The 18,352-nt window shown below is 54.5% G+C and carries 19 protein-coding genes and 3 pseudogenes; 9 read left to right on the top strand and 13 right to left on the bottom strand.

Annotation, left to right across the window (positions count from 1 at the left end; genetic code table 11):
• Both HA41_RS21485 and HA41_RS17970 read left to right on the top strand, forming a co-directional pair.
• The coding region (locus HA41_RS21485) for a hypothetical protein (RefSeq protein ID WP_244175148.1) at window positions 1–381 on the top strand (381 nt) is incomplete at its 5' end.
• A 133-nt stretch (window positions 382–514) separates the two neighbouring features.
• On the top strand, window positions 515–1,129 hold the full coding sequence (locus HA41_RS17970; protein WP_094121906.1) for a TetR/AcrR family transcriptional regulator: 615 nt from the start codon (window positions 515–517) through the stop codon (window positions 1,127–1,129).
• A 797-nt stretch (window positions 1,130–1,926) separates the two neighbouring features.
• On the opposite strand, the gene HA41_RS17955 is transcribed toward HA41_RS17970, so the two are convergent.
• The 3 genes from HA41_RS17955 to HA41_RS17945 all read right to left on the bottom strand — a co-directional run bounded on the left by HA41_RS17955 (window position 1,927) and on the right by HA41_RS17945 (window position 3,087).
• The gene (locus tag HA41_RS17955) at window positions 1,927–2,199 is read right to left on the bottom strand and encodes a hypothetical protein (RefSeq protein ID WP_094121904.1); all 273 of its coding nucleotides are present in this window, start codon (window positions 2,197–2,199) and stop codon (window positions 1,927–1,929) included.
• A 408-nt stretch (window positions 2,200–2,607) separates the two neighbouring features.
• Complete coding sequence (locus HA41_RS17950) at window positions 2,608–2,838, bottom strand: YgdI/YgdR family lipoprotein (protein ID WP_094121903.1); 231 nt, start codon at window positions 2,836–2,838, stop codon at window positions 2,608–2,610.
• A 15-nt stretch (window positions 2,839–2,853) separates the two neighbouring features.
• Entirely contained in the window at window positions 2,854–3,087 is a 234-nt protein-coding gene (locus HA41_RS17945) for a YgdI/YgdR family lipoprotein (protein ID WP_094121902.1), read from the bottom strand.
• A 305-nt stretch (window positions 3,088–3,392) separates the two neighbouring features.
• Here HA41_RS17945 and HA41_RS17940 point away from each other — a divergent pair, with 305 nt between their 5' ends.
• On the top strand, window positions 3,393–4,073 hold the full coding sequence (locus HA41_RS17940) for an SOS response-associated peptidase family protein (protein WP_094121901.1): 681 nt from the start codon (window positions 3,393–3,395) through the stop codon (window positions 4,071–4,073).
• Window positions 4,074–4,154: 81 nt separating this feature from the next.
• Here HA41_RS17940 and HA41_RS17935 read toward each other — a convergent pair whose 3' ends face one another.
• A complete protein-coding gene (locus tag HA41_RS17935; protein WP_031377361.1) occupies window positions 4,155–4,358 on the bottom strand; it encodes a hypothetical protein in 204 nt (67 codons plus the stop codon).
• Window positions 4,359–4,547: 189 nt separating this feature from the next.
• Between HA41_RS17935 and HA41_RS17930 the strand changes: the two genes are divergently transcribed.
• The 4 genes from HA41_RS17930 to pdxY all read left to right on the top strand — a co-directional run bounded on the left by HA41_RS17930 (window position 4,548) and on the right by pdxY (window position 7,871).
• Entirely contained in the window at window positions 4,548–4,862 is a 315-nt protein-coding gene (locus HA41_RS17930) for an MliC family protein (protein WP_094121900.1), read from the top strand.
• Between the two features lie 25 nt (window positions 4,863–4,887).
• Entirely contained in the window at window positions 4,888–5,544 is a 657-nt protein-coding gene (pdxH, locus tag HA41_RS17925; protein WP_094121899.1) for a pyridoxamine 5'-phosphate oxidase, read from the top strand.
• A 140-nt stretch (window positions 5,545–5,684) separates the two neighbouring features.
• Window positions 5,685–6,959 carry a tyrosine--tRNA ligase gene (gene tyrS, locus HA41_RS17920; RefSeq protein WP_094121898.1) on the top strand — a complete coding sequence of 425 codons (1,275 nt, stop codon included), beginning with the start codon at window positions 5,685–5,687 and terminating at the stop codon, window positions 6,957–6,959.
• A 51-nt stretch (window positions 6,960–7,010) separates the two neighbouring features.
• Window positions 7,011–7,871 carry a pyridoxal kinase PdxY gene (pdxY, locus tag HA41_RS17915; RefSeq protein WP_031377357.1) on the top strand — a complete coding sequence of 287 codons (861 nt, stop codon included), beginning with the start codon at window positions 7,011–7,013 and terminating at the stop codon, window positions 7,869–7,871.
• A 46-nt stretch (window positions 7,872–7,917) separates the two neighbouring features.
• On the opposite strand, the pseudogene gstA reads toward pdxY, so the two are convergent.
• The 3 genes and pseudogenes from gstA to HA41_RS17900 form a co-directional block, all read right to left on the bottom strand.
• Window positions 7,918–8,522 (bottom strand): annotated as a pseudogene (gene gstA / locus HA41_RS17910) (glutathione transferase GstA).
• A 143-nt stretch (window positions 8,523–8,665) separates the two neighbouring features.
• Window positions 8,666–10,162: a dipeptide/tripeptide permease DtpA gene (dtpA, locus tag HA41_RS17905; protein ID WP_094121897.1), complete on the bottom strand. Its 1,497-nt coding sequence runs from the start codon at window positions 10,160–10,162 to the stop codon at window positions 8,666–8,668.
• A 746-nt stretch (window positions 10,163–10,908) separates the two neighbouring features.
• Window positions 10,909–11,814 carry a LysR family transcriptional regulator gene (locus HA41_RS17900; RefSeq protein ID WP_094121896.1) on the bottom strand — a complete coding sequence of 302 codons (906 nt, stop codon included), beginning with the start codon at window positions 11,812–11,814 and terminating at the stop codon, window positions 10,909–10,911.
• A gap of 168 nt (window positions 11,815–11,982) precedes the next feature.
• Between HA41_RS17900 and HA41_RS17895 the strand changes: the two genes are divergently transcribed.
• Together HA41_RS17895 and HA41_RS17890 are read left to right on the top strand one after the other, a co-directional pair.
• On the top strand, window positions 11,983–12,996 hold the full coding sequence (locus tag HA41_RS17895; RefSeq protein ID WP_094121895.1) for a zinc-dependent alcohol dehydrogenase family protein: 1,014 nt from the start codon (window positions 11,983–11,985) through the stop codon (window positions 12,994–12,996).
• Between the two features lie 301 nt (window positions 12,997–13,297).
• Window positions 13,298–13,996 (top strand): CTP synthase C-terminal region-related (seleno)protein, encoded by a 699-nt coding sequence (locus HA41_RS17890; RefSeq protein WP_094121894.1) that lies wholly within the window; start codon window positions 13,298–13,300, stop codon window positions 13,994–13,996.
• Between the two features lie 166 nt (window positions 13,997–14,162).
• On the opposite strand, the pseudogene HA41_RS17885 reads toward HA41_RS17890, so the two are convergent.
• The 6 genes and pseudogenes from HA41_RS17885 to HA41_RS17860 form a co-directional block, all read right to left on the bottom strand.
• Window positions 14,163–14,884 (bottom strand): annotated as a pseudogene (locus HA41_RS17885) (HPP family protein).
• Window positions 14,885–15,067: 183 nt separating this feature from the next.
• Window positions 15,068–15,700, bottom strand: coding sequence for an endonuclease III (gene nth / locus HA41_RS17880; protein WP_094121893.1), 633 nt, complete (start codon window positions 15,698–15,700; stop codon window positions 15,068–15,070).
• Window positions 15,697–16,401: an electron transport complex subunit E gene (locus tag HA41_RS17875; RefSeq protein WP_094121892.1), complete on the bottom strand. Its 705-nt coding sequence runs from the start codon at window positions 16,399–16,401 to the stop codon at window positions 15,697–15,699. The genes nth and HA41_RS17875 overlap by 4 nt, the downstream gene beginning before the upstream one ends.
• The gene (gene rsxG / locus HA41_RS17870; RefSeq protein ID WP_094121891.1) at window positions 16,394–17,026 is read right to left on the bottom strand and encodes an electron transport complex subunit RsxG; all 633 of its coding nucleotides are present in this window, start codon (window positions 17,024–17,026) and stop codon (window positions 16,394–16,396) included. The genes HA41_RS17875 and rsxG overlap by 8 nt, the downstream gene beginning before the upstream one ends.
• Before the next feature lie 3 nt (window positions 17,027–17,029).
• A complete protein-coding gene (gene rsxD, locus HA41_RS17865; RefSeq protein ID WP_094121890.1) occupies window positions 17,030–18,088 on the bottom strand; it encodes an electron transport complex subunit RsxD in 1,059 nt (352 codons plus the stop codon).
• Window positions 18,089–18,352, bottom strand: a pseudogene (locus HA41_RS17860) (electron transport complex subunit RsxC); the annotation flags it as partial.

Here is an 18,352-nt window from a genome sequence, read left to right as displayed (position 1 = left end):
GATTTATTCAACAAAGCCGTAAAAGTGATGAACTTCAGAAAATTTGAAACCAGGATTAATCAGTGGCCCGCAATACATTTCACTGCGATGGTTAAAAACCGTCGCGACGATGAATATGAGATTTATGCGGTCGATGAGAACAATAATATAAAATCTCAGCTTTTTATCTGTTTTGCGGATAATGAGAGCCACGCCAGCCAGCTCATTAAACAATTTATGCTGTGGCTGATAAAAATAAATGGTGAGAGACGCAGGCAGCATAAGATCGAACGCCAGGCTGAGGCGCCTTGTTGCCGGATGAATAACCGGCCGTTTTTTTCAATAACAGAAAAACAGGGCCGGGCTGAAAGCGATAAATTGAGTAGCGATACTAATCATTAAGGCCCTTAATTGAAGCGGCCGCCTCCGGAGCGGCCGGTGGGGAATTACTCGCGCGGTATACTTATTATCAGTGCCTGGGATACAATCCCCCGTTGATTTTTACGGGAGCGCATTTTCCCCCTGGCCGGTAATGATGATCGAGATAGCCACAGAGCATAAAAACAAAGAGCGGGGCCGTCCCAGAGAGTTCGATATTGAACAGGCTCTGGACCAGGCCATGCTTGTTTTTCGGCAAAAGGGGTATCACGCAGCATCGCTGAGCGAGCTGGGCGCGGCGATGAATCTTTCCGCGGGCAGCATCTATAAAGCGTTCAAAGATAAACGTTCACTGTTTCTGCAGGTGTTTGAACGTTATCTGCTATTGCGTAATGCCGAGCTACGGTGCCGACTGCTGCCGCTTAACAGCGGGCGGGAGAAGATCGCTGAGCTGTTGCAGTTCTATCTGGACTCGGCACGCGCAGTAGAAGGGCGACGCGGTTGTCTGGTGGTCGCCAGTGCAATTGAATTGCAAACGCTGGATGAGGCACTGGCGCAGCGCATCAGTCAGGTCGTGGTGCGCAATCAGGGCTTGCTGGTCTCGCTGCTGGAGCAGGGGCAACAGGATGGCTCTGTCTCCGCCACGCTGGATGTTGAAGCGGCCGCCGGGCTGATTCTTTGCCTGGCCTACGGCATGCGTGTGGCGGGCAAAATCAGTGATGTTGCCAATGAACAACAGACGCTCGACCTGGCACTGAAGGTGCTGGGTTAAAATTTATCCAATTAGGAGGCGAGCGCTTCCTAAAGCGGTCAGTAAACGAGCCGGGATAACTCACAAAAATAAAGACGACAAAAAGACAAAGAGAAAAGCGAGGGTAAAAGCCCGCTTAATCACTGGCGTGACCCTTGCCGCCAGCCAGACATCAGGGAGTAAGCAGTGACAGACGACGACCTAATCATCAATGATGAGATCCGTGCTCTGATAGGAAAAGTGGTCTCACGCCTTGTCAGGCCTGATGAACCGCTCAGTGTTCATGAAATTATCAACGCGCTGCACAGCCTGCGTGTGCGTTCACCCGACCGTAATACACGCTTATCCTGCAGAAAAGCGATTCGCATTCTGGCGCGTAAACTTCACTAACGCTGCCGTTTCCGCCCAGAGAAATTCTGCTCCGGCCTTTCCCATTACCCCATTGTGTGCCAGGCTTTCCTGCTCCATTATCCTGCGTAAAAAAAATTAAGGCCTGTTTCGTGAAAACCTCAATCTTACTGACACTTGTAGCAGCCATTGGCTGTTCCGTTTTTGCTGCCCGTGGCGGATTTGAAACCCATGCGACGAAACATCCGTTGCATCAGAGCGTCACCGAAAACGGCGAGCCAGTAACAGAGTAACAGGCCAGCCACGGCGCCCCTGACCGCCGCACAGGCTGGTCGTTGCACACCGGGTCAGCAACAGGGGGCATTCTCCTGGATGGGCGACGGAGTCAGGCGGTAATGAAGTCAGAGGGCAATAAGGCGGGCACTGGATGAGGTGCCCTCAGCAGAAACAGCAGCCGGAGAGAGAAAGGGTTAGCGGTAGTTTTTTAGTTCTACCGGTTCCTGTCCGGTCGCTACCAGCCAGTTCAGCTCGGCGCGAGCGCGGGTGGACGCATTAATAAAGCTTTTCAGCCAGTTGCGCGCATCAGCAATCTGCACCACGCGATCATCATTACTCTCATTTTCAGCCATCTCACCCAACTGTCGGATCAGCGACACCAGCGTAATATCCTGTTGTTTAAACGCCAGGTTAATGGCCGCTTCACCAAGAATAATATATCCGGTTGATTTGTTGTGAAATACCATGGGCAACCTCCTGAGTGAAAACGTAATTAACACAATAATTAGTCTAGTAAAAAACAGATTAAACGAAAGGTTTATAACCCAGGGCAAAAGCTATTAAAGCCATCAGCAAATAAAATGAACTTTTTTCCCTCCTTTTAAGGGGCTGATATTGCAATGAAAGAGAGGTTGCTGATCATTTTTATCGAGTCAAAGGAATGAATGATAGTGGTAAAAAATTGCGGATGTGCCTGAAATTCAGATAGGCGAAGAAATAATCAGGAGGCGTCATTATTACCTGAATAACAGGGTGTAAAAGCGTACAGCAGTCGCGCGGACAGAGGAATATTGTGAGTACCCGTTTTAATTTCAGCAGCAAACAGGCAAAAATAAAGCCGCCCAGCGGCGGCTTTATAACGAGATGGCCAGTAATTATTTATCTGGTACTTCAGATACGGCTTTGACGTCAGCTTTGTTAATCTGCTGCTTCACGCCATTGGCGTCTTTATACGCCAGCAGGCCAGCATCCGATTCAGATGGTTTGCCGTCACTAATAATGGTACGACCATCATTGGTGTGAATGGCATAGCTGGTGCGGGTGCAACCGGTTAATACGGTCATACCAATCAATGCAGCAAGAGGTAAAATCAGCGCTTTTTTCATCGTATTCACCTTATATTAGTTGTCGAGTTCACTCATGTTACTAATTTCATTGCGATTGATTTGCTCAGTTTTGCCTGTCTGAGCATCACGATATGACACCAGACCGGTATCATCATCAATTTGTGGCTTACCATCAGTGACAATAGTGCGGCCATCAGTAGTCTTAATCGATTGGTTAGACGCGCAACCTGCCAGCGAACCTAAGCAAAGTGCCAGCAACGCGACCGCTGACAGAGATTTCATTTTCATTTTTTCTTCTCCTTGAAGTGAATCCAGACGTATACAGCATAGACGCCTTTATCATTTTTGCTGGCCCTGCCACGCTTCGTTGCGCGTTTTTTAATCAGAAACCGGCGTAGCAGGGAATAATCGTGATGCTGCCGCCGGGATATAGCATTTATTGCCAACGAAACGTGCCGGAAAGAATATTTCTTCTCTCGGTTAAATCTTACGCAAATATCCTGCGGGCCAGAGGTTTGACCAGTGAAATAATCGTGTTGCCGTTATCTGTGTTGTGCCGTCAGCGTCAGCTATGCTTGATAGTGGAGGTAGTTATGTGTGGACGATTTGCGCAGTACAGCAGCCGGGATGACTATTTCGATGCGCTGGCTATTCCGGAAGATGAAATTATTTACGATCCGCAGCCGATCGGACGCTACAACGTTGCGCCCGGGACCCGGGTGTTGTTGCTGAATCAGCGTGACGACCAGCTGCAGCTGGACCCGGTGCTGTGGGGGTACGGTCCCGACTGGTGGCATAAGGCGCCGCTGATCAATGCGCGCAGCGAAACCGCCGCGCAGGGGCGCATGTTTAAACCGCTGTGGTCACACGGTCGTGCCGTGGTACCGGCAGATGGCTGGTATGAATGGCAAAAACATGGCAAGCAGAAGCAGCCGTGGTTTATTTACCATCGCCAGAAGCAGCCGCTGTTCTTTGCCGCCATCGGTAAAGCGCCCTATGACCGTGAGCATGACAAAGAGGGATTTGTGATTGTGACTGCCGCCAGCGACCAGGGAATGGTGGATATTCACGATCGGCGACCGCTGGTGCTGGCTGCCAGCGCGGTGGCGGAATGGTTAAGTCCGGAGACGACGCCAGAGCGAGCAGTTGAGATTGCACAGCAGGCGGCGCTGCCGGAACAGGAATTTTCCTGGCATCCGGTGAGCCAGGCGGTAGGCAATACTCATCATCAGGACGCCAGCCTGATCGCGGAAATTGATGACCCGGTAGCCTGAACCGCTACCGGGCCGGAGAGTGGGGATGACGCGTGGCGATGAGCCGCGCCGATCAGCCAGGCCGTTCATCAGACGTATCAATCAGAGCAGTGAGTCTTCTCCGGCTTTGGCGGCCGCTTTCTCGGCTTTCATCGCATTGATCGGATCGGAGGCGCTCAGCCAGCGATCGAATTTCTGGTAGGTGTCGATAAAGGTTTTAAAGTAGCTGCTGGCTATGGTGGCGTTCTCTTTGTGGTTCATAAAGGCCACGGCCAGTTTGAATGCATCTTCGTTATCAAATTTCATTTTTGTCTCCCTCGCTTCAGATCTATAGAGCGTAGCCTGAGAAAGCCGTGCGTGCATTCAGACAACCGGCTGATAAACCGCAATAAAGCACATCAATGTCAGCTGTCGGCCAGATTGGCGTGGATTCCCACTTACTTCATGCCAAATCCTTCTTATAATGCCAGCTTCACTCGTGAAGGAGACCCGCTTATGTTGAAAGGATTAACCGTTGCCGTTGCGCTGCTGCTGTCGGGCTGTAGCCTGATGCATAAACAACCGCCAGCCCCTCAGACGCTGCACTACCGCTGTGGGACCCTGCCGCTGACCGTGACGCTTGATGAGGCGCAGCAACAGGTCAGCTTTATTATGGATGGCCAGCCGCTGACGCTAAAACAGACGGTTTCCGCCTCTGGCACCCGCTACAGTGACGGCCACTACGTCTTCTGGTCCAAAGGGAACGGCGCGTTTATCGAACGTAACGATAAAGTTGTCGTCAATGATTGTGAGCTGCAACCCGTCAGCTGACTGTTTATCTGAATGAGCGAACATTATGAGCGACAGCGAAACACTACACACCATCGCCCACCTGCGGCGTGAATATACTCGCGGCGGGCTGCGCCGCAAGGATCTGCCGGACGATCCGATCGCGCTGTTTGAACAGTGGCTGAGCCAGGCCTGCGAAGCGAAACTGCCCGATCCCACGGCGATGACCGTGGCGACGGTGGATGAAGAGGGGCAGCCGTGGCAACGCATCGTCCTGCTGAAGCATTTCGATGCGCAGGGCATGGTGTTCTATACCAATCTGGGCAGCCGCAAGGCACTGCAGCTGGCGCATAATCCACGTATCTCGCTGCATTTCCCGTGGCACTTCCTGGAGCGTCAGGTGCTGGTATTGGGCGAGGTCGAAAAGCTGTCGCCGCTGGAGGTGTTGAAATACTTCCACAGCCGTCCGCGTGACAGCCAGATTGGGGCCTGGGTCTCGAAGCAGTCGAGTCGCATTTCGGCGCGCGGCATTCTGGAAGGCAAGTTCCTCGAGCTTAAACAGAAGTTCCAACAGGGCGAGATCCCGTTGCCCAGTTTCTGGGGGGGCTATCGGGTGAAATTTCATACGGTTGAGTTCTGGCAGGGGGGCGAACATCGCCTGCACGATCGTTTCCTCTATCAGCGCGATCACGACGGCTGGAAAATCGACCGACTGGCACCCTGAATCGGTAACATTCCCGCCTTTCAGCGCTGGCACAGAAGGCGTCAGCGCTTTATGCTATAGCCCTTATTTTTTTCGATTCCGCAACTCAGCGGAAAGCTGTGTACCAGCATAGGTGCAGTCTGATCAATTTGGAGTCAGTGATGACCAGCAGTAACCTGATACAACAATTGCAAGAGAGGGGCCTGATCGCCCAGGTGACGGATGAAGACGCGTTAACAGAGAAACTGGCGCAGGGGCCAATTTCGCTCTATTGCGGCTTTGACCCCACTGCTGACAGCTTGCATTTGGGCCATCTGGTACCGCTGCTCTGCCTGAAGCGTTTTCAGGATGCCGGACACAAGCCGGTGGCGCTGGTTGGCGGGGCAACCGGTCTGATTGGCGACCCCAGCTTTAAAGCAGCAGAGCGTAAACTTAATACCAGCGAAACCGTCAATGAATGGGTCGAAAAGATCCGCCAGCAGGTGGCGCCATTCCTTGATTTCGATTGCGGCAGCAACAGCGCTATCGCCGCCAATAACTATGACTGGTTTGGCAGCATGAACGTGCTGACCTTCCTGCGGGATATTGGCAAACACTTCTCCGTGAACCAGATGATCAATAAAGAAGCGGTGAAACAACGTCTGAACCGTGACGACCAGGGCATCTCCTTCACCGAGTTCTCCTACAATCTGCTGCAGGGCTACGATTTCGCCTGTCTGAACGAGCGCCACGGCGTCTCGCTGCAGATCGGCGGCTCGGATCAGTGGGGCAACATCACCTCCGGTATCGATCTGACCCGTCGTCTGCATCAGAACCAGGTGTTTGGCCTGACGGTTCCGCTGATCACCAAGTCTGACGGCACCAAATTCGGTAAAACCGAAGGCGGCGCGGTGTGGCTGGATGCGAAGAAAACCAGTCCTTACAAGTTCTACCAGTTCTGGATTAACACTGCGGACGCCGATGTCTACCGCTTCCTGAAGTTCTTTACCTTCATGAGCATTGAAGAGATCAATGCGCTGGAAGAAGAGGACAAAAACAGCGGCACCGCCCCACGGGCGCAGTATGTGCTGGCTGAGCAGGTGACGCGACTGGTACACGGTGAAGCGGGACTGGCGGCGGCGAAACGCATCACCGACAGCCTGTTCTCCGGCGCGATCAGCGAGATGACCGAAGCGGATTTCGACCAGCTGGCGCAGGATGGTATGCCAACCATCGTGCTGAGTGCAGAGGACGATCTGCAGCAGGCGCTGGTGAAAGCAGAGCTGGTGCCGTCACGCGGCCAGGCACGTACCATGATTGGATCAAATGCGGTCTCACTGAACGGTGAGAAGCAGTCGGACGCCGAGTACCGCTTCAGCGATAGCGATAAGCTGTTTAATCGCTACACGCTACTGCGTCGCGGCAAGAAACATTACTGCCTGATTAACTGGCAGTAAGATTTCAGGGCCGGTTTCCGGCCCTTTTTTATGGCAGGACAGGGCAAACAAGTGAAAAATATTTTAGCGATTCAGTCGCACGTTGTTTTTGGTCATGCCGGTAACGCGGCGGCTGAGTTTCCAATGCGCCGCATGGGCGCGAATGTCTGGCCGCTGAATACCGTACAGTTTTCTAATCATACCCAATATGGTCACTGGACCGGCACGGTGATGCCCGCCACCCACTTAACCGATATCGTGAAAGGCATTGCTGACATTGACCGCCTGAAAACCTGTGATGCGGTGCTGAGCGGCTATCTGGGATCGGCGGAGCAGGGCGAACAGATATTAGAGATTGTCCGCCAGGTGAAAGCGGCCAATCCCGACGCCTGGTATTTCTGCGATCCGGTGATGGGGCATCCGGAAAAGGGCTGTATCGTGGCACCGGGCGTGGCGGAGTTTCACTGTAAAATGGCGATGCCCGCCAGCGATATCATCGCGCCGAATCTGCTGGAGCTGGAGATGCTGAGCGAGCGCAGCATTACCGATGTCGATGCCGCGGTGGATGCAGCGCGTGCGCTGATCGCTCAGGGACCCAAAGTGGTGCTGGTCAAGCATCTGGCACGTGCAGGCCGCCGCAGCGATCGCTTTGAAATGCTGCTGGTGACCGCTGAAGATGCCTGGCACATCAGTCGTCCACTGGTCGATTTTGGCGTACGTCAGCCAGTTGGCGTAGGCGATCTGACCAGCGGCTTATTGCTGGTCAATCTGCTGCACGGCAAAAGCTTACAGGATGCGCTGGAGCACGTGACGGCGGCGGTGTATGAAGTGATGCTGAAAACCCATCAGATGGGCGAATATGAGTTACAGCTGGTGGCGGCTCAGGACGCGATTGCCGCGCCAACGCAGCACTTCGCGGCGGAAAAACTGTAAAACAGAACAGGGCCGTCTCAGCGGCCCTGTATATTTAGCGGTTCCCTTACTGTAACCCTTCCGCTTTTAATGCCGCCTGCACCGCCGGACGCGCCGCCACCCGACTGAACCAGCTCTCCAGTGCTTCACATCCCGATAAATCGAGCTTCAGCGCCTTCGCCCAGCGCGTCACCACATAGAGATAAGCATCGGCCACGCTGAAGCGCAGCCCCATCAGCCACTGCCTGTCGCGCAGGCTCTCATCGACATAGCGAAATTTCGCCTCCAGCTGCGTCCGTGCCCGCGTTTTCTCATCGTCCGTGGTATCCGGACGAAACAGCGGCGTAAAGCCTTTGTGCAGCTCGCTGCTGGTATAGCTCAGCCATTCAATGGTGTGATAGCGCGTCAGGCTGCCGGTGGGTGCCAGCAGATGGCGATCGGGCTTGAGATCCGCCAGATACTGTACAATGGCTACGCCTTCAGTCAGTACCGTGCCATCGCTGAGCTGCAGCGCCGGTACCTGTCCTTTGGGATTGATTTGCCGAAAATCGTCGCCCCGTTCCGTGGTTTTTTTGCCAGATCAACATTCACCTGAGTGAAGTCGAGCCCGCATTCGCGCATGACAATATGGGGTGAGAGAGAGCAGGCACCCGCTTTGCAAAACAGTTTCATGACCAGGCCTCCTTGATGCGATGGGATCACAGCATAGTAAAGGCTCAGCGAAGAATTGCCAGTGACGCGGATCAGGATCTGCGACCGGAGCCGCCGCAGCAAAAAAAAGCCGGGCAGAGCCCGGCTGGAGAAGCGTCAGGAAATTACGCCTCAGCTTTTTTCGTTTCTGCGTCAGTATCCTGGGTCATGCGGTTAAGCAACGGCGCAGTAACCAGCATCAGCAGAGCAATCACCGCGGTAACGATACCAATCTGCTGGAATACGCGGCTGTAGGTCGCCAGCGACATCAGCGGATCGGTCACGTTTTCCGGCACCGCCATCAGATTCGCCACTTTACCGGCAATCACTGCCGCGCCAGCGGTGGTCAGGAACCAGGAGCCCATGATAAAGCCCATCAGACGCTGCGGCACCAGCTGGGCCACCATCGCCAGGCCGAGACCGGAGATCATCAGTTCACCGATACTCTGCAGCGCATAGCTCAGGATCAGCCAGTTAACCGAGACAATACCGGCATCGCTGGCGAACTTCGCGCCCACCGGCAGCACCAGAAACGCCCCTGAGCAGAGCACCATGCCGAAAGCAAACTTATGCGGCATCGGCAGCTTATCGCCCAGCTTGTTGTAGAGCGCCGCCAGCAGCGGGCTGGCCAGCATGATCCAGAACGGGTTCAGTGCCTGGAACTGTTCCGGCGCAAAGGTGATGCCGAGAATGCTGTGTTCAACGTTGCGGATTGCAAAGAAGTTCAGCGAGGTGGGCATCTGCATGTAGAGCACAAAGAACAGGATCGCTTCCACCATCAGCAGGAAGGCCACAATCATCTTACGACGCGCGGCACCCTGCAGGGCAAAGGCCTCTTTGGCAAACACCAGTACGATACCCAGCGCAATCACCGCCAGCACCAGGCGGGCGATAGACTGGTGATGCAGCATCCAGTTAGCCAGCGCCACCAGCACCACAACGCCAACCAGCGTCATCAGCAGCTTACCGATTTGCAGCGGAGCGAAGTCTGGTTTAGAACCGTAATCTTTCACCATGCGCTTGCAGAACAGGAAGTTGAACAGAGTGATCACCAGACCAATCACCGACAGCGAGAACGCCACGTTATAGCCATATTTCGCCGCTAACCACGGAGTCAGCATCATCGAAAACAGCGAGCCGATATTGATCGACATATAAAACATGGTGAAAGCACCGTCGATACGCGGATCATCTTTGTCGTAGCAGGTGGAGAGCAGCGAAGAGGGGTTCGCTTTGAACAGGCCGCTACCGACAGCGATAGTCGCCATACCGATATAGACAATGCTGACGTTGTGACCAGAGAACGCCACCAGCGCATAACCCAGCGCCAGCACCAGTACACCCAGCACAATCACGCGTTTGGTGCCCAGCACTTTATCGCCGAGCCAGCCGCCAATCGCCACCAGCCCGTAGACCAGGGCGCTGAACGAGGAGAACAGCGTGATGGAATCGGATTCAGACATCCCCAGCTGTTTCACCAGGTAAACCGCCATGATGGCCTGAAGACCGTAAAAACCAAACCGCTCCCACAGCTCAATCGAGAAGATTAAGTAGAACGCCTTTGGCTGTTTAAACGCATTGAGACTGACTGTCTCATCAGTGTGTTTGTTTGCAGTTGACACATGTACCTCAGTTTTATCACACCCTGTTTCGGGACAGGAATTAAGTCCGCGTCATGTGAGTTGTCCATGCGCAAGATTGTTATTAGAAGGGAAAAGCGGCGACTAATTTGGCTGATTAAGCGCGACAGGGCAAGAATTTTCTGACCACTGGCTGACCCTGATATTGTTGGGTTAAAAAACTTACAACAAACTGTTAATCGGATTTAAATATGGCGAGTGAGGATTATAGCAGTATAAATAAGGTGGATGCGAGTCACGGGCTGGATAATATTGATATTAACTGCTAATGCGCGATTATTCAGATTAATAGTTTGTTGAATAATAACTATCCAGCACTATGCGTCACTCAACGGCTATTTATCAGGCGAAGCGACGAAATAATCGTCATTTATCCGCCTGCTTTGCGCTAAAAGTGAGCAAATGACGATCCTGCGCACAAACAGATGATTTAATTCAGGAAGAAAAAGAAGAAACCGTTTGCGTGGTGGAAATCTATGCAGCAAAAGTGGCGTGCGAGTGGTCAATCAAAGCATAAAACGTTTGCCGGCACCGTTGTCGGGTGAGCGGGTAATCCGGTAACAATCAGCCACGAGGAAGAGGTCGTCGGGCAGGCTCGACAAGAAATTAACATTTAATCACCTTCCCGCGCCCGTCATAAGGCTCGTCCCAGGTGCTCTCCTTTACGTTGTTCTCCCGCTGTGATTACCGCGCTGATGTTATTGCCGCAGCCTGTCTGTCGAGCAACATTAACGCTGGTGATACTGCTTAAATAATTCATCGAACCATTCGATAAAAACCCTGACCTTAGGAGGAAGATAGCGTCGGTCAGGATAGAGGATGGAAACCGGTTTGGTTACCGTTGCGTAGTCAGATAACAGTTCCGTCAGCCTGCCCGCTTCAATGTCAGTTTCTAATGCCGCGCGTATGGCATGAAGTATACCAAGGCCTTGCAGGCCGCAGGATAACAACACATCTGAATTATTAACCCGCATACTGTGTGCCGGTCGCCGTGAAATAACCTCACCGTTAACAACAAATCTCCATTCATGGAGGTCACGGCTATGCTCGCTAAAAAAACAGACGGCTTTATGATCAGCAAGATCATCCGGCGTCTGAGGCGTGCCATATTTTTTCAGATAGGAGGGGGCTGCACAGGTCACCATCTGCAGATCGCCGACACGACGCGAAATAAAATTTGAATCCGCAAGCTCACCGAGACGTATAACACAATCGACGCCTTCGGAAATCAGGTCAGTCAGACGATCTGAAGCCGTTAAGACAATGTCAATCTGCGGATACAGAGCCTGAAAATTATCCAGGAAGGGGATCAGAATACTGTGCGTCAGGGCCAGCGGAGCATCAATGCGAAGCTCGCCGTGCGGCAACTGATCGGGCGAATAAGAGGCCATCATCTCGCTGACATCGGTCAGAAGCGCTTTGGCTCGCTGATAAATTTCCTCTCCTTCAGCCGTCACACTCAGACTGCGCGTGGTGCGATGCAGCAGTTTAACGCCCAGCGTATCCTCCAGTTGCTTCACCGACTTGCTGACCGCAGGGCGATGCAACTGCAAAGCGTCAGCGGCACGGGTGAAGCTGCGCAGTTCTACAACCTGAACAAAAATGTCCATCAACTCAAGCATGTTCGGGCGCACGTTTTTAACTCCGCTGAAATAGTATGACCAAAATTGTGATACCTGGGAGTATAACCCAGCCCGATTGTTTCTCCTGCAGAAACACTGAACCTCTTTTTGATGGCTTTTACCCGCGATCGCTTTGCTTATCATGCCCTCTCTGATACAGGCACACAGGAAATGACAGAAATGAAAGCATGGTTATTAAAAGATTTTGGTCTTGAAAACTTAAAACTGGAAGAGGTTGAAACCCCCACACCCGGTCCGTGTGAACTTCTGGTAAAAGTTGGCGCGGTTTCGCTGAACTTCAGGGACAAAGCCATCGTGGAGGGTTTTTATGAGCCACATCTGGTGCCAAAGCCCCTTATCCCGGTCTCTGATGCGTCAGGAACCGTGGTTGCCACCGGTGAGGGGGTAACCCGTTTCAGCATTGGCGATCGCGTTAATTCACATCTCTATTCCCGCTGGCTGGATGGCGAACCGGCTGCCGACGAGCCAGCCTGGTGTATAGGCATGCCGTTACCTGGCGGACTGGCTGAGTACATGATTCTTCATGAAGATAGCGCGGTCAAAGCCCCGGACAGCATGACAGATGAGGAAGCCTCCACTCTTCCTATTGCGGCGTTAACGGCATGGTACTCGCTAATGGATATCGGTAATTTGCAGCCCGGACAAACCGTGCTGGTACAGGGAACCGGCGGTGTATCCGTGTTTGCTGCTCAGATAGCGCATGCCTATGGCGCGCGGGTGATTGCGACATCCAGTAACGATGCCAACCTCGAACGGATTAAATCGCTGGGGGCGGATGAGGGGATTAATTATAAAAAATGGCCTCAATGGCAAAATAAAGTTCTGGAGCTGACCGGGGGTAAGGGCGCTGATGTCACGGTGGAGGTTGCCGGTGGCAGCGGCATTAACCAGTCAATTACGGCAACCAAAGTGGCCGGAACGATTGCACAGGTAGGTTTTCTTACCGGTCAGACAGCGCAGCTTGATTTAATGCCGTTAATTTTCCGCCAGACAACCATCAGAGGCATTGCAGTGGCACCCCGTTCCTCGTTTGATCGGATGAACCCATTCCTGAATAAACACCATATCAAACCCGTTATTGAACAGGTTTACCGCTTTAGCGAGGCAGTCGAAGCTTTTGAGCATCTCTCCCGGGGTGCATTTGGCAAAATCGTTATTAAAATGGATAGCTGATAACGTCAGTCTTCGTTGTCAAAAAGAAAAGGTACCCGACGTGGGCGACAATAATCGCCTGCGTTTGCCCTTCCGGTTTTACCCGGATCAGCAGGGTGACAAGCGGTAAGGCAGCGAGCAGACCGCCCGGTCGATCGCTGTGCTTCGCCGTTTCGGAAATCAGTACCACCTTAACAGCGGCTATCAGGTCGTTGAGATGAGCCAGAGCCGCGTTTTCCGGTAAAGTTGAGGCGTAGCAAGGGCGCTAGACAAGAAATTAACATTCCTGTAACCTCTTAATTTCCCTCATAAGGATCGTCCCATGTCTTCCCCTTTACGTTTATCTCTGGTTGGCGACTACCGTGCTGACGCCGTAGCCCATCAGGCCATTCCGCTGGCGATTGAACGTGCCGCCGCCCATCTGAATATCACCGTAGACGCTGAATGGATTGCAACTGAACAACTGGGCGATCTGAGCCGCCTGCAACAGCGTGAAGCGCTATGGGTGGTGCCTGGCAGTCCTTACCAGAATGATGCGGGCGTTTTCGCCACCATTCGGCTGGCGCGGCAACAGGGCAAACCCTTTCTCGGCTCGTGCGGCGGATTTCAGTACGCGGTGATTGAATATGCCCGCAACGTACTGGACTGGCAGGATGCCGCACATGCTGAGACCGATCGGATCGGGCGGATGGTGATTGCGCCTCTCAGCTGTTCGCTGGTGGAACAGCGGGGCGCGGTGAGATTTGAAGCCGGTTCGCGTATAGCGCAGGCTTACGGTTCGCTCAGCAGCGATGAAGGCTATCACTGTAACTTTGGTGTTAATCCTGAGTTCACGGCGGCGCTGGCCGGTAAGGCACTGGACATCACCGCATGGGATACCGACGGTGACGTGCGCGGCGTGGAACTGCAGGATCATCCTTTCTTTGTGGCAACACTGTTTCAGTCAGAGCGCGCCGCCCTGCAACAACAGGATTCACCGCTGGTGATTGCCTGGATGCAGGCCGCACTGGCTCAACGCTAATGTGACTCTCCCTGTGACACTGTCACAGGGAGAGTCATTACGCAGCAGCGCCGGGCGTCCTGCCAGGGCAAGAAAGTTATCAGGATGTTACAAAAAAGCCGACTGGCTTTGGCTGAGTCAATCTGTGGCACGGATCACGTTCAGCACTGACGCAAGGCGGCTGGAATCAGGCGCTGGCGGCCTGCCGGCGCTGTGCGATCAGTTCCGCGCGCTGTAACAGGGCCTGCAAATCATCTTCGTCGATATCAAGTAGTTCACCGCCTTGCAGCGCCTGGTGCAGATCTGCGCGCGTCAGCGGTACCGGCATCGCCACCGGCTCCGGTTTTACCTCTTCCGGGGCCAGCGGGTGCGGGTAGCGGCGTCCGGCCAGGTTATTAAATAGCATAGCCAGCAGGGCCAGCGTCACCGAGTTGAGCAGCACCGGCGTCAGTACAAAGTGATAACCCATCTGCTGCACCGTCGGCCCGCCTAAAATGGCGGTCAACGCTACCGCGCCACCCGGTGGATGCAGGCAGCGCAGCTTAAACATCAGCAGAATGGCCAGACCGGCGGCAACACCCACGGCAATAGCGGGATGGGGGATAAGCTGACTCACCGTGACGCCAGCCAGTGCAGACAGCGTATTTCCGCCTACGACGGACCACGCTGCGCCAGCGGACTGGCCGGGACGCCAAACAGCAGCACCGCCGAGGCGCCGACCGGTGCGACAAACCACAAATTCAGTTCGCCCAGCAGCCAGTGGCTGAGCAGACTGGTCAGAATCAATCCGCTACCGGCACCCAGGCTGGCAAAAAGGATATGCTTTTTACTCACGGCCAACGGATGTGGCCAGAGACGGGACAGAAACAGGCGTACCGCGTGCCTTCCGGTGGAAGGGCTGTTATTCATTACTTTACTCACCGTGTCATAACATTTTCTTATCGTCAGGGATGGCGATTTTCCATCATCAACATCAATGTAACAACCCGACAAACTGTGCAGGTATCAACGGCGGGGCATCAGGAGGAAATTCACTGCACGGCGGCGCAGCCAGCAATAAAAAGACCCGCCGTAGCGGGTCAGTGGGGAGCGTTAATCCACTTTATCGGGATACTCACACAGGTCTTCAATCAGACAGGCACCACAGCGCGGCTTGCGCGCCACGCAGGTGTAACGGCCATGCAGAATCAGCCAGTGATGACAGTCGACCTTGTAGGCCGCCGGTACCACCTTCAGCAGCTTCTGCTCCACCTCTTCAACATTTTTGCCCGGCGCGAAGCGGGTGCGATTGCAGACGCGAAAGATATGAGTATCGACAGCGATGGTAGGCCAGCCAAACGCGGTATTCAGCACCACGTTAGCGGTTTTACGGCCAACGCCGGGCAGGGCTTCCAGCGCGGCACGATCTTCCGGCACCTCGCCATTGTGCTGCTCCAGCAGAATGCGGCAGGTCTTAATCACATTTTCCGCTTTGCTGTTAAACAGCCCGATAGTTTTGATGTATTCCTTCACGCCCTCAACGCCCAGCGCCAGCATCGCCGCCGGGGTATTTGCCACCGGATAGAGCCGGGCGGTGGCTTTGTTGACGCTGACATCAGTCGCCTGGGCTGAGAGCAGTACTGCAATCAGCAACTCAAACGGGGAACTGAAGTTAAGCTCGGTGGTCGGATGCGGATTATTCTGCTGCAGCCGACGCAGGATCTCATTACGTTTAGTCTGGTTCACACCGCTTTCCCGGTTGCGCCCTGTGGCGCCGCAGTTGCAGCGGCCTCTGCACGCTGTGCGGCCCGCTGCTTCATCTTCTGGTCGATCAGGTATTTACCCGCCAGCATCATGCCAAGGCCGATAAAGGCACCGGGCGGCAGCATTGCCAGCAGCATCGGCGAGTCAAAATGGACCACCTCGATGCGTAATGACTTCGCCCACGGCCCCAGCAGCTGATCGGCACCGTTAAACAACGTGCCGCTGCCAATGATTTCGCGAATCGAACCCAGCACCACCATGGCGCAGGTCGCGCCCATGCCGATAGCGAAACCATCCAGCGCCGCCAGCGGGATACTGCTTTTTGAGGCCACCGCTTCGGCCCGGCCAACCACGATGCAGTTGGTGACAATCAGTGGGATGAAAATACCCAGTGACTGATACAAACCGTAGGCGTAGGCGTTGATCAGCATCTGCACACAGCTCACCACCGAGGCGATGATCATCACGTAAATCGGGATGCGGATTTCCGACGGCACCCAGCGGCGTGAGGCGGAGATAAAACTGTTGGTCAGGGTCAGCACCAGAGTGGTCGCCAGTCCCAGTCCCAGCGCGTTGGTGGCGGTGGCGGTCACGGCCAGCAGCGGGCAGAGGCCCAGTAGCTGAACCAGCGCGGAGTTATTTTTCCACAGCCCGCCGACCAGCAGGCTTTTAGCTTCACTCATTTGCGTCTCCACATGCCGGTAACGAAGAGAGTCTCTCCGGAAGGGTTTCAATTAACAGGGCGGTACGTCTGGTGGCATTGACCACCGCGCGCGGAGTGATGGTGGCACCGGTAAACTGATCAAACTCACCGCCATCCTTTTTCACTGCAAAGGCTTTGTCTGTCGGACCCTGAACCACTTTGCCATTAAAACTGTTGATCCAGTCTGAAATACGTAACTCAATTTTATCGCCAAGGCCGGGCGTTTCATGGTGTTCAACCACCCGAACGCCCAGTACCTTACCGCTAAAATCGGCACCGACCAGCATCTGAATGGCACCCGAATAGCCATCCGGCGCGGTCGTTTCCAGCGCAGCCGCTACCGGCTGACCCTGCTTCCGCGCCAGATAGAGGCGGTGCGGGGTATTGTTCCCCAATGCGGGATCGGTGACAACGTAACAATCCTGCTGGATATTATTGTCATAAAGCGTAGCGGGCACCACCTGATCCAGCAGGTTTTTCTGCTGAAGCTGGGTCTGATGCTCCACCGTGGGTTTGGTCACGGTATTCACCACGGCGGTGGCTGCAGTGGTAATCGCGGCAAAAATTGCCAGCGTCACACCATTTTTACGAATCGTCTGCAGCATCGCTTAATCCTTCAGATGGCCGTAAACGCGCGGCTGGGTATAGTAATCGATCAGCGGCACGCAGATGTTAGCCAGCAACACCGCAAAGGCGACGCCATCCGGGTAGCCGCCAAAACTTCTGATCAGCCAGACCAGCAGACCAATCAGCGCGCCGTAAAGCAGACGGCCGCGGTTAGTGGTGGAGGCGGTCACCGGATCGGTAGCGATGAAAAACGCACCCAGCATGGTCGCGCCAGAGAGCAGGTGAATCAGCGGGCTGTTCAGTGAGTCAGGTGAGAACAGCCAGCCCAGCGTCGCGCACAACGCCAGCGACAGCAGCATAGCGGCAGGAATATGCCAGCGGATAGCCTTTTTCCACAGCAGAAACAGACCGCCCGCCAGATAAGCGAGATTGACCCACTGCCAGCCGAGACCCGCCAGCACACCGCTGTAGATCGGCTGCGCCAGTAACTGATCGGCGCTGTGACCGGCGCGCAGACCGGTTTTAAAGGTATCCAGTGGGGTTGCCTGACTGATGCCATCCACGCCCATCTGCAACTGCTGCATGGTCTCGCCTGCCAGCGTGTGGCCGCGGAAGACCATGCTCAGGCTATCCAGCAGCGTGGGTTTGATCGCCTGAAGCGTGTCGGGCGGCAGCCAGCTGGTCATCTGTACCGGGAAGGAGATCAGCAGCACCACATATCCCACCATCGCCGGGTTAAACGGGTTCTGTCCCAGCCCGCCATACAGCTGTTTGGCAATCACGATGGCGAACACCGTGCCGATCACCACCAGCCACCAGGGGGCCAGCGGCGGCAGGCTGATGCCGATCAGCACCGCGGTCAGCAGCGCGGAGTTATCCGCCAGGTTGCTGCCAATCGGGGCTTTACGCAGCCGTAAAACAGCGGCTTCGGTCAGCCAGGCGGTGAGCGTTGCCAGTAAAATCTGCAAAAAAGTGCCGTAGCCAAAGAAATAACACTGCGCGGCAAAGCCCGGCACCGCCGCCAGCACCACCAGCAACATGATATTGCCGGTACTGCGGCGGTTATGGGTATAAGGGGAACTTGCGATACGAAAAGCCATTTAATCCTCAAGCGTCGTAGACGACTGCGCTTTACGCGCTTTGGCACGGGCGATGGCGGCCGCTATGGCAGCTTTACGCGCATCATCGGGTTGATTCAGTTCAGGTGCCTGTTCCGGTTCCGCGTTGGCGTTGTTGGCTTGTTCCTGCGCCTGTTCGGCTTTCTCTACCGCGTGATGGGCGGCAGTTGCCACTACCGCAGCATCACGGGACGCTTCTTCTGCGGCAGCCGCTTGTGCCTGCGCTTTCTTCGCTTTGGCGCGGGC

The organism is Pantoea conspicua (assembly GCF_002095315.1).
GTDB classification, from domain to species: domain Bacteria; phylum Pseudomonadota; class Gammaproteobacteria; order Enterobacterales; family Enterobacteriaceae; genus Pantoea; species Pantoea conspicua.
The sequence above is the reverse complement of the archived record's forward strand: the minus strand, read 5'-3'. Positions and strand labels throughout refer to the sequence as shown.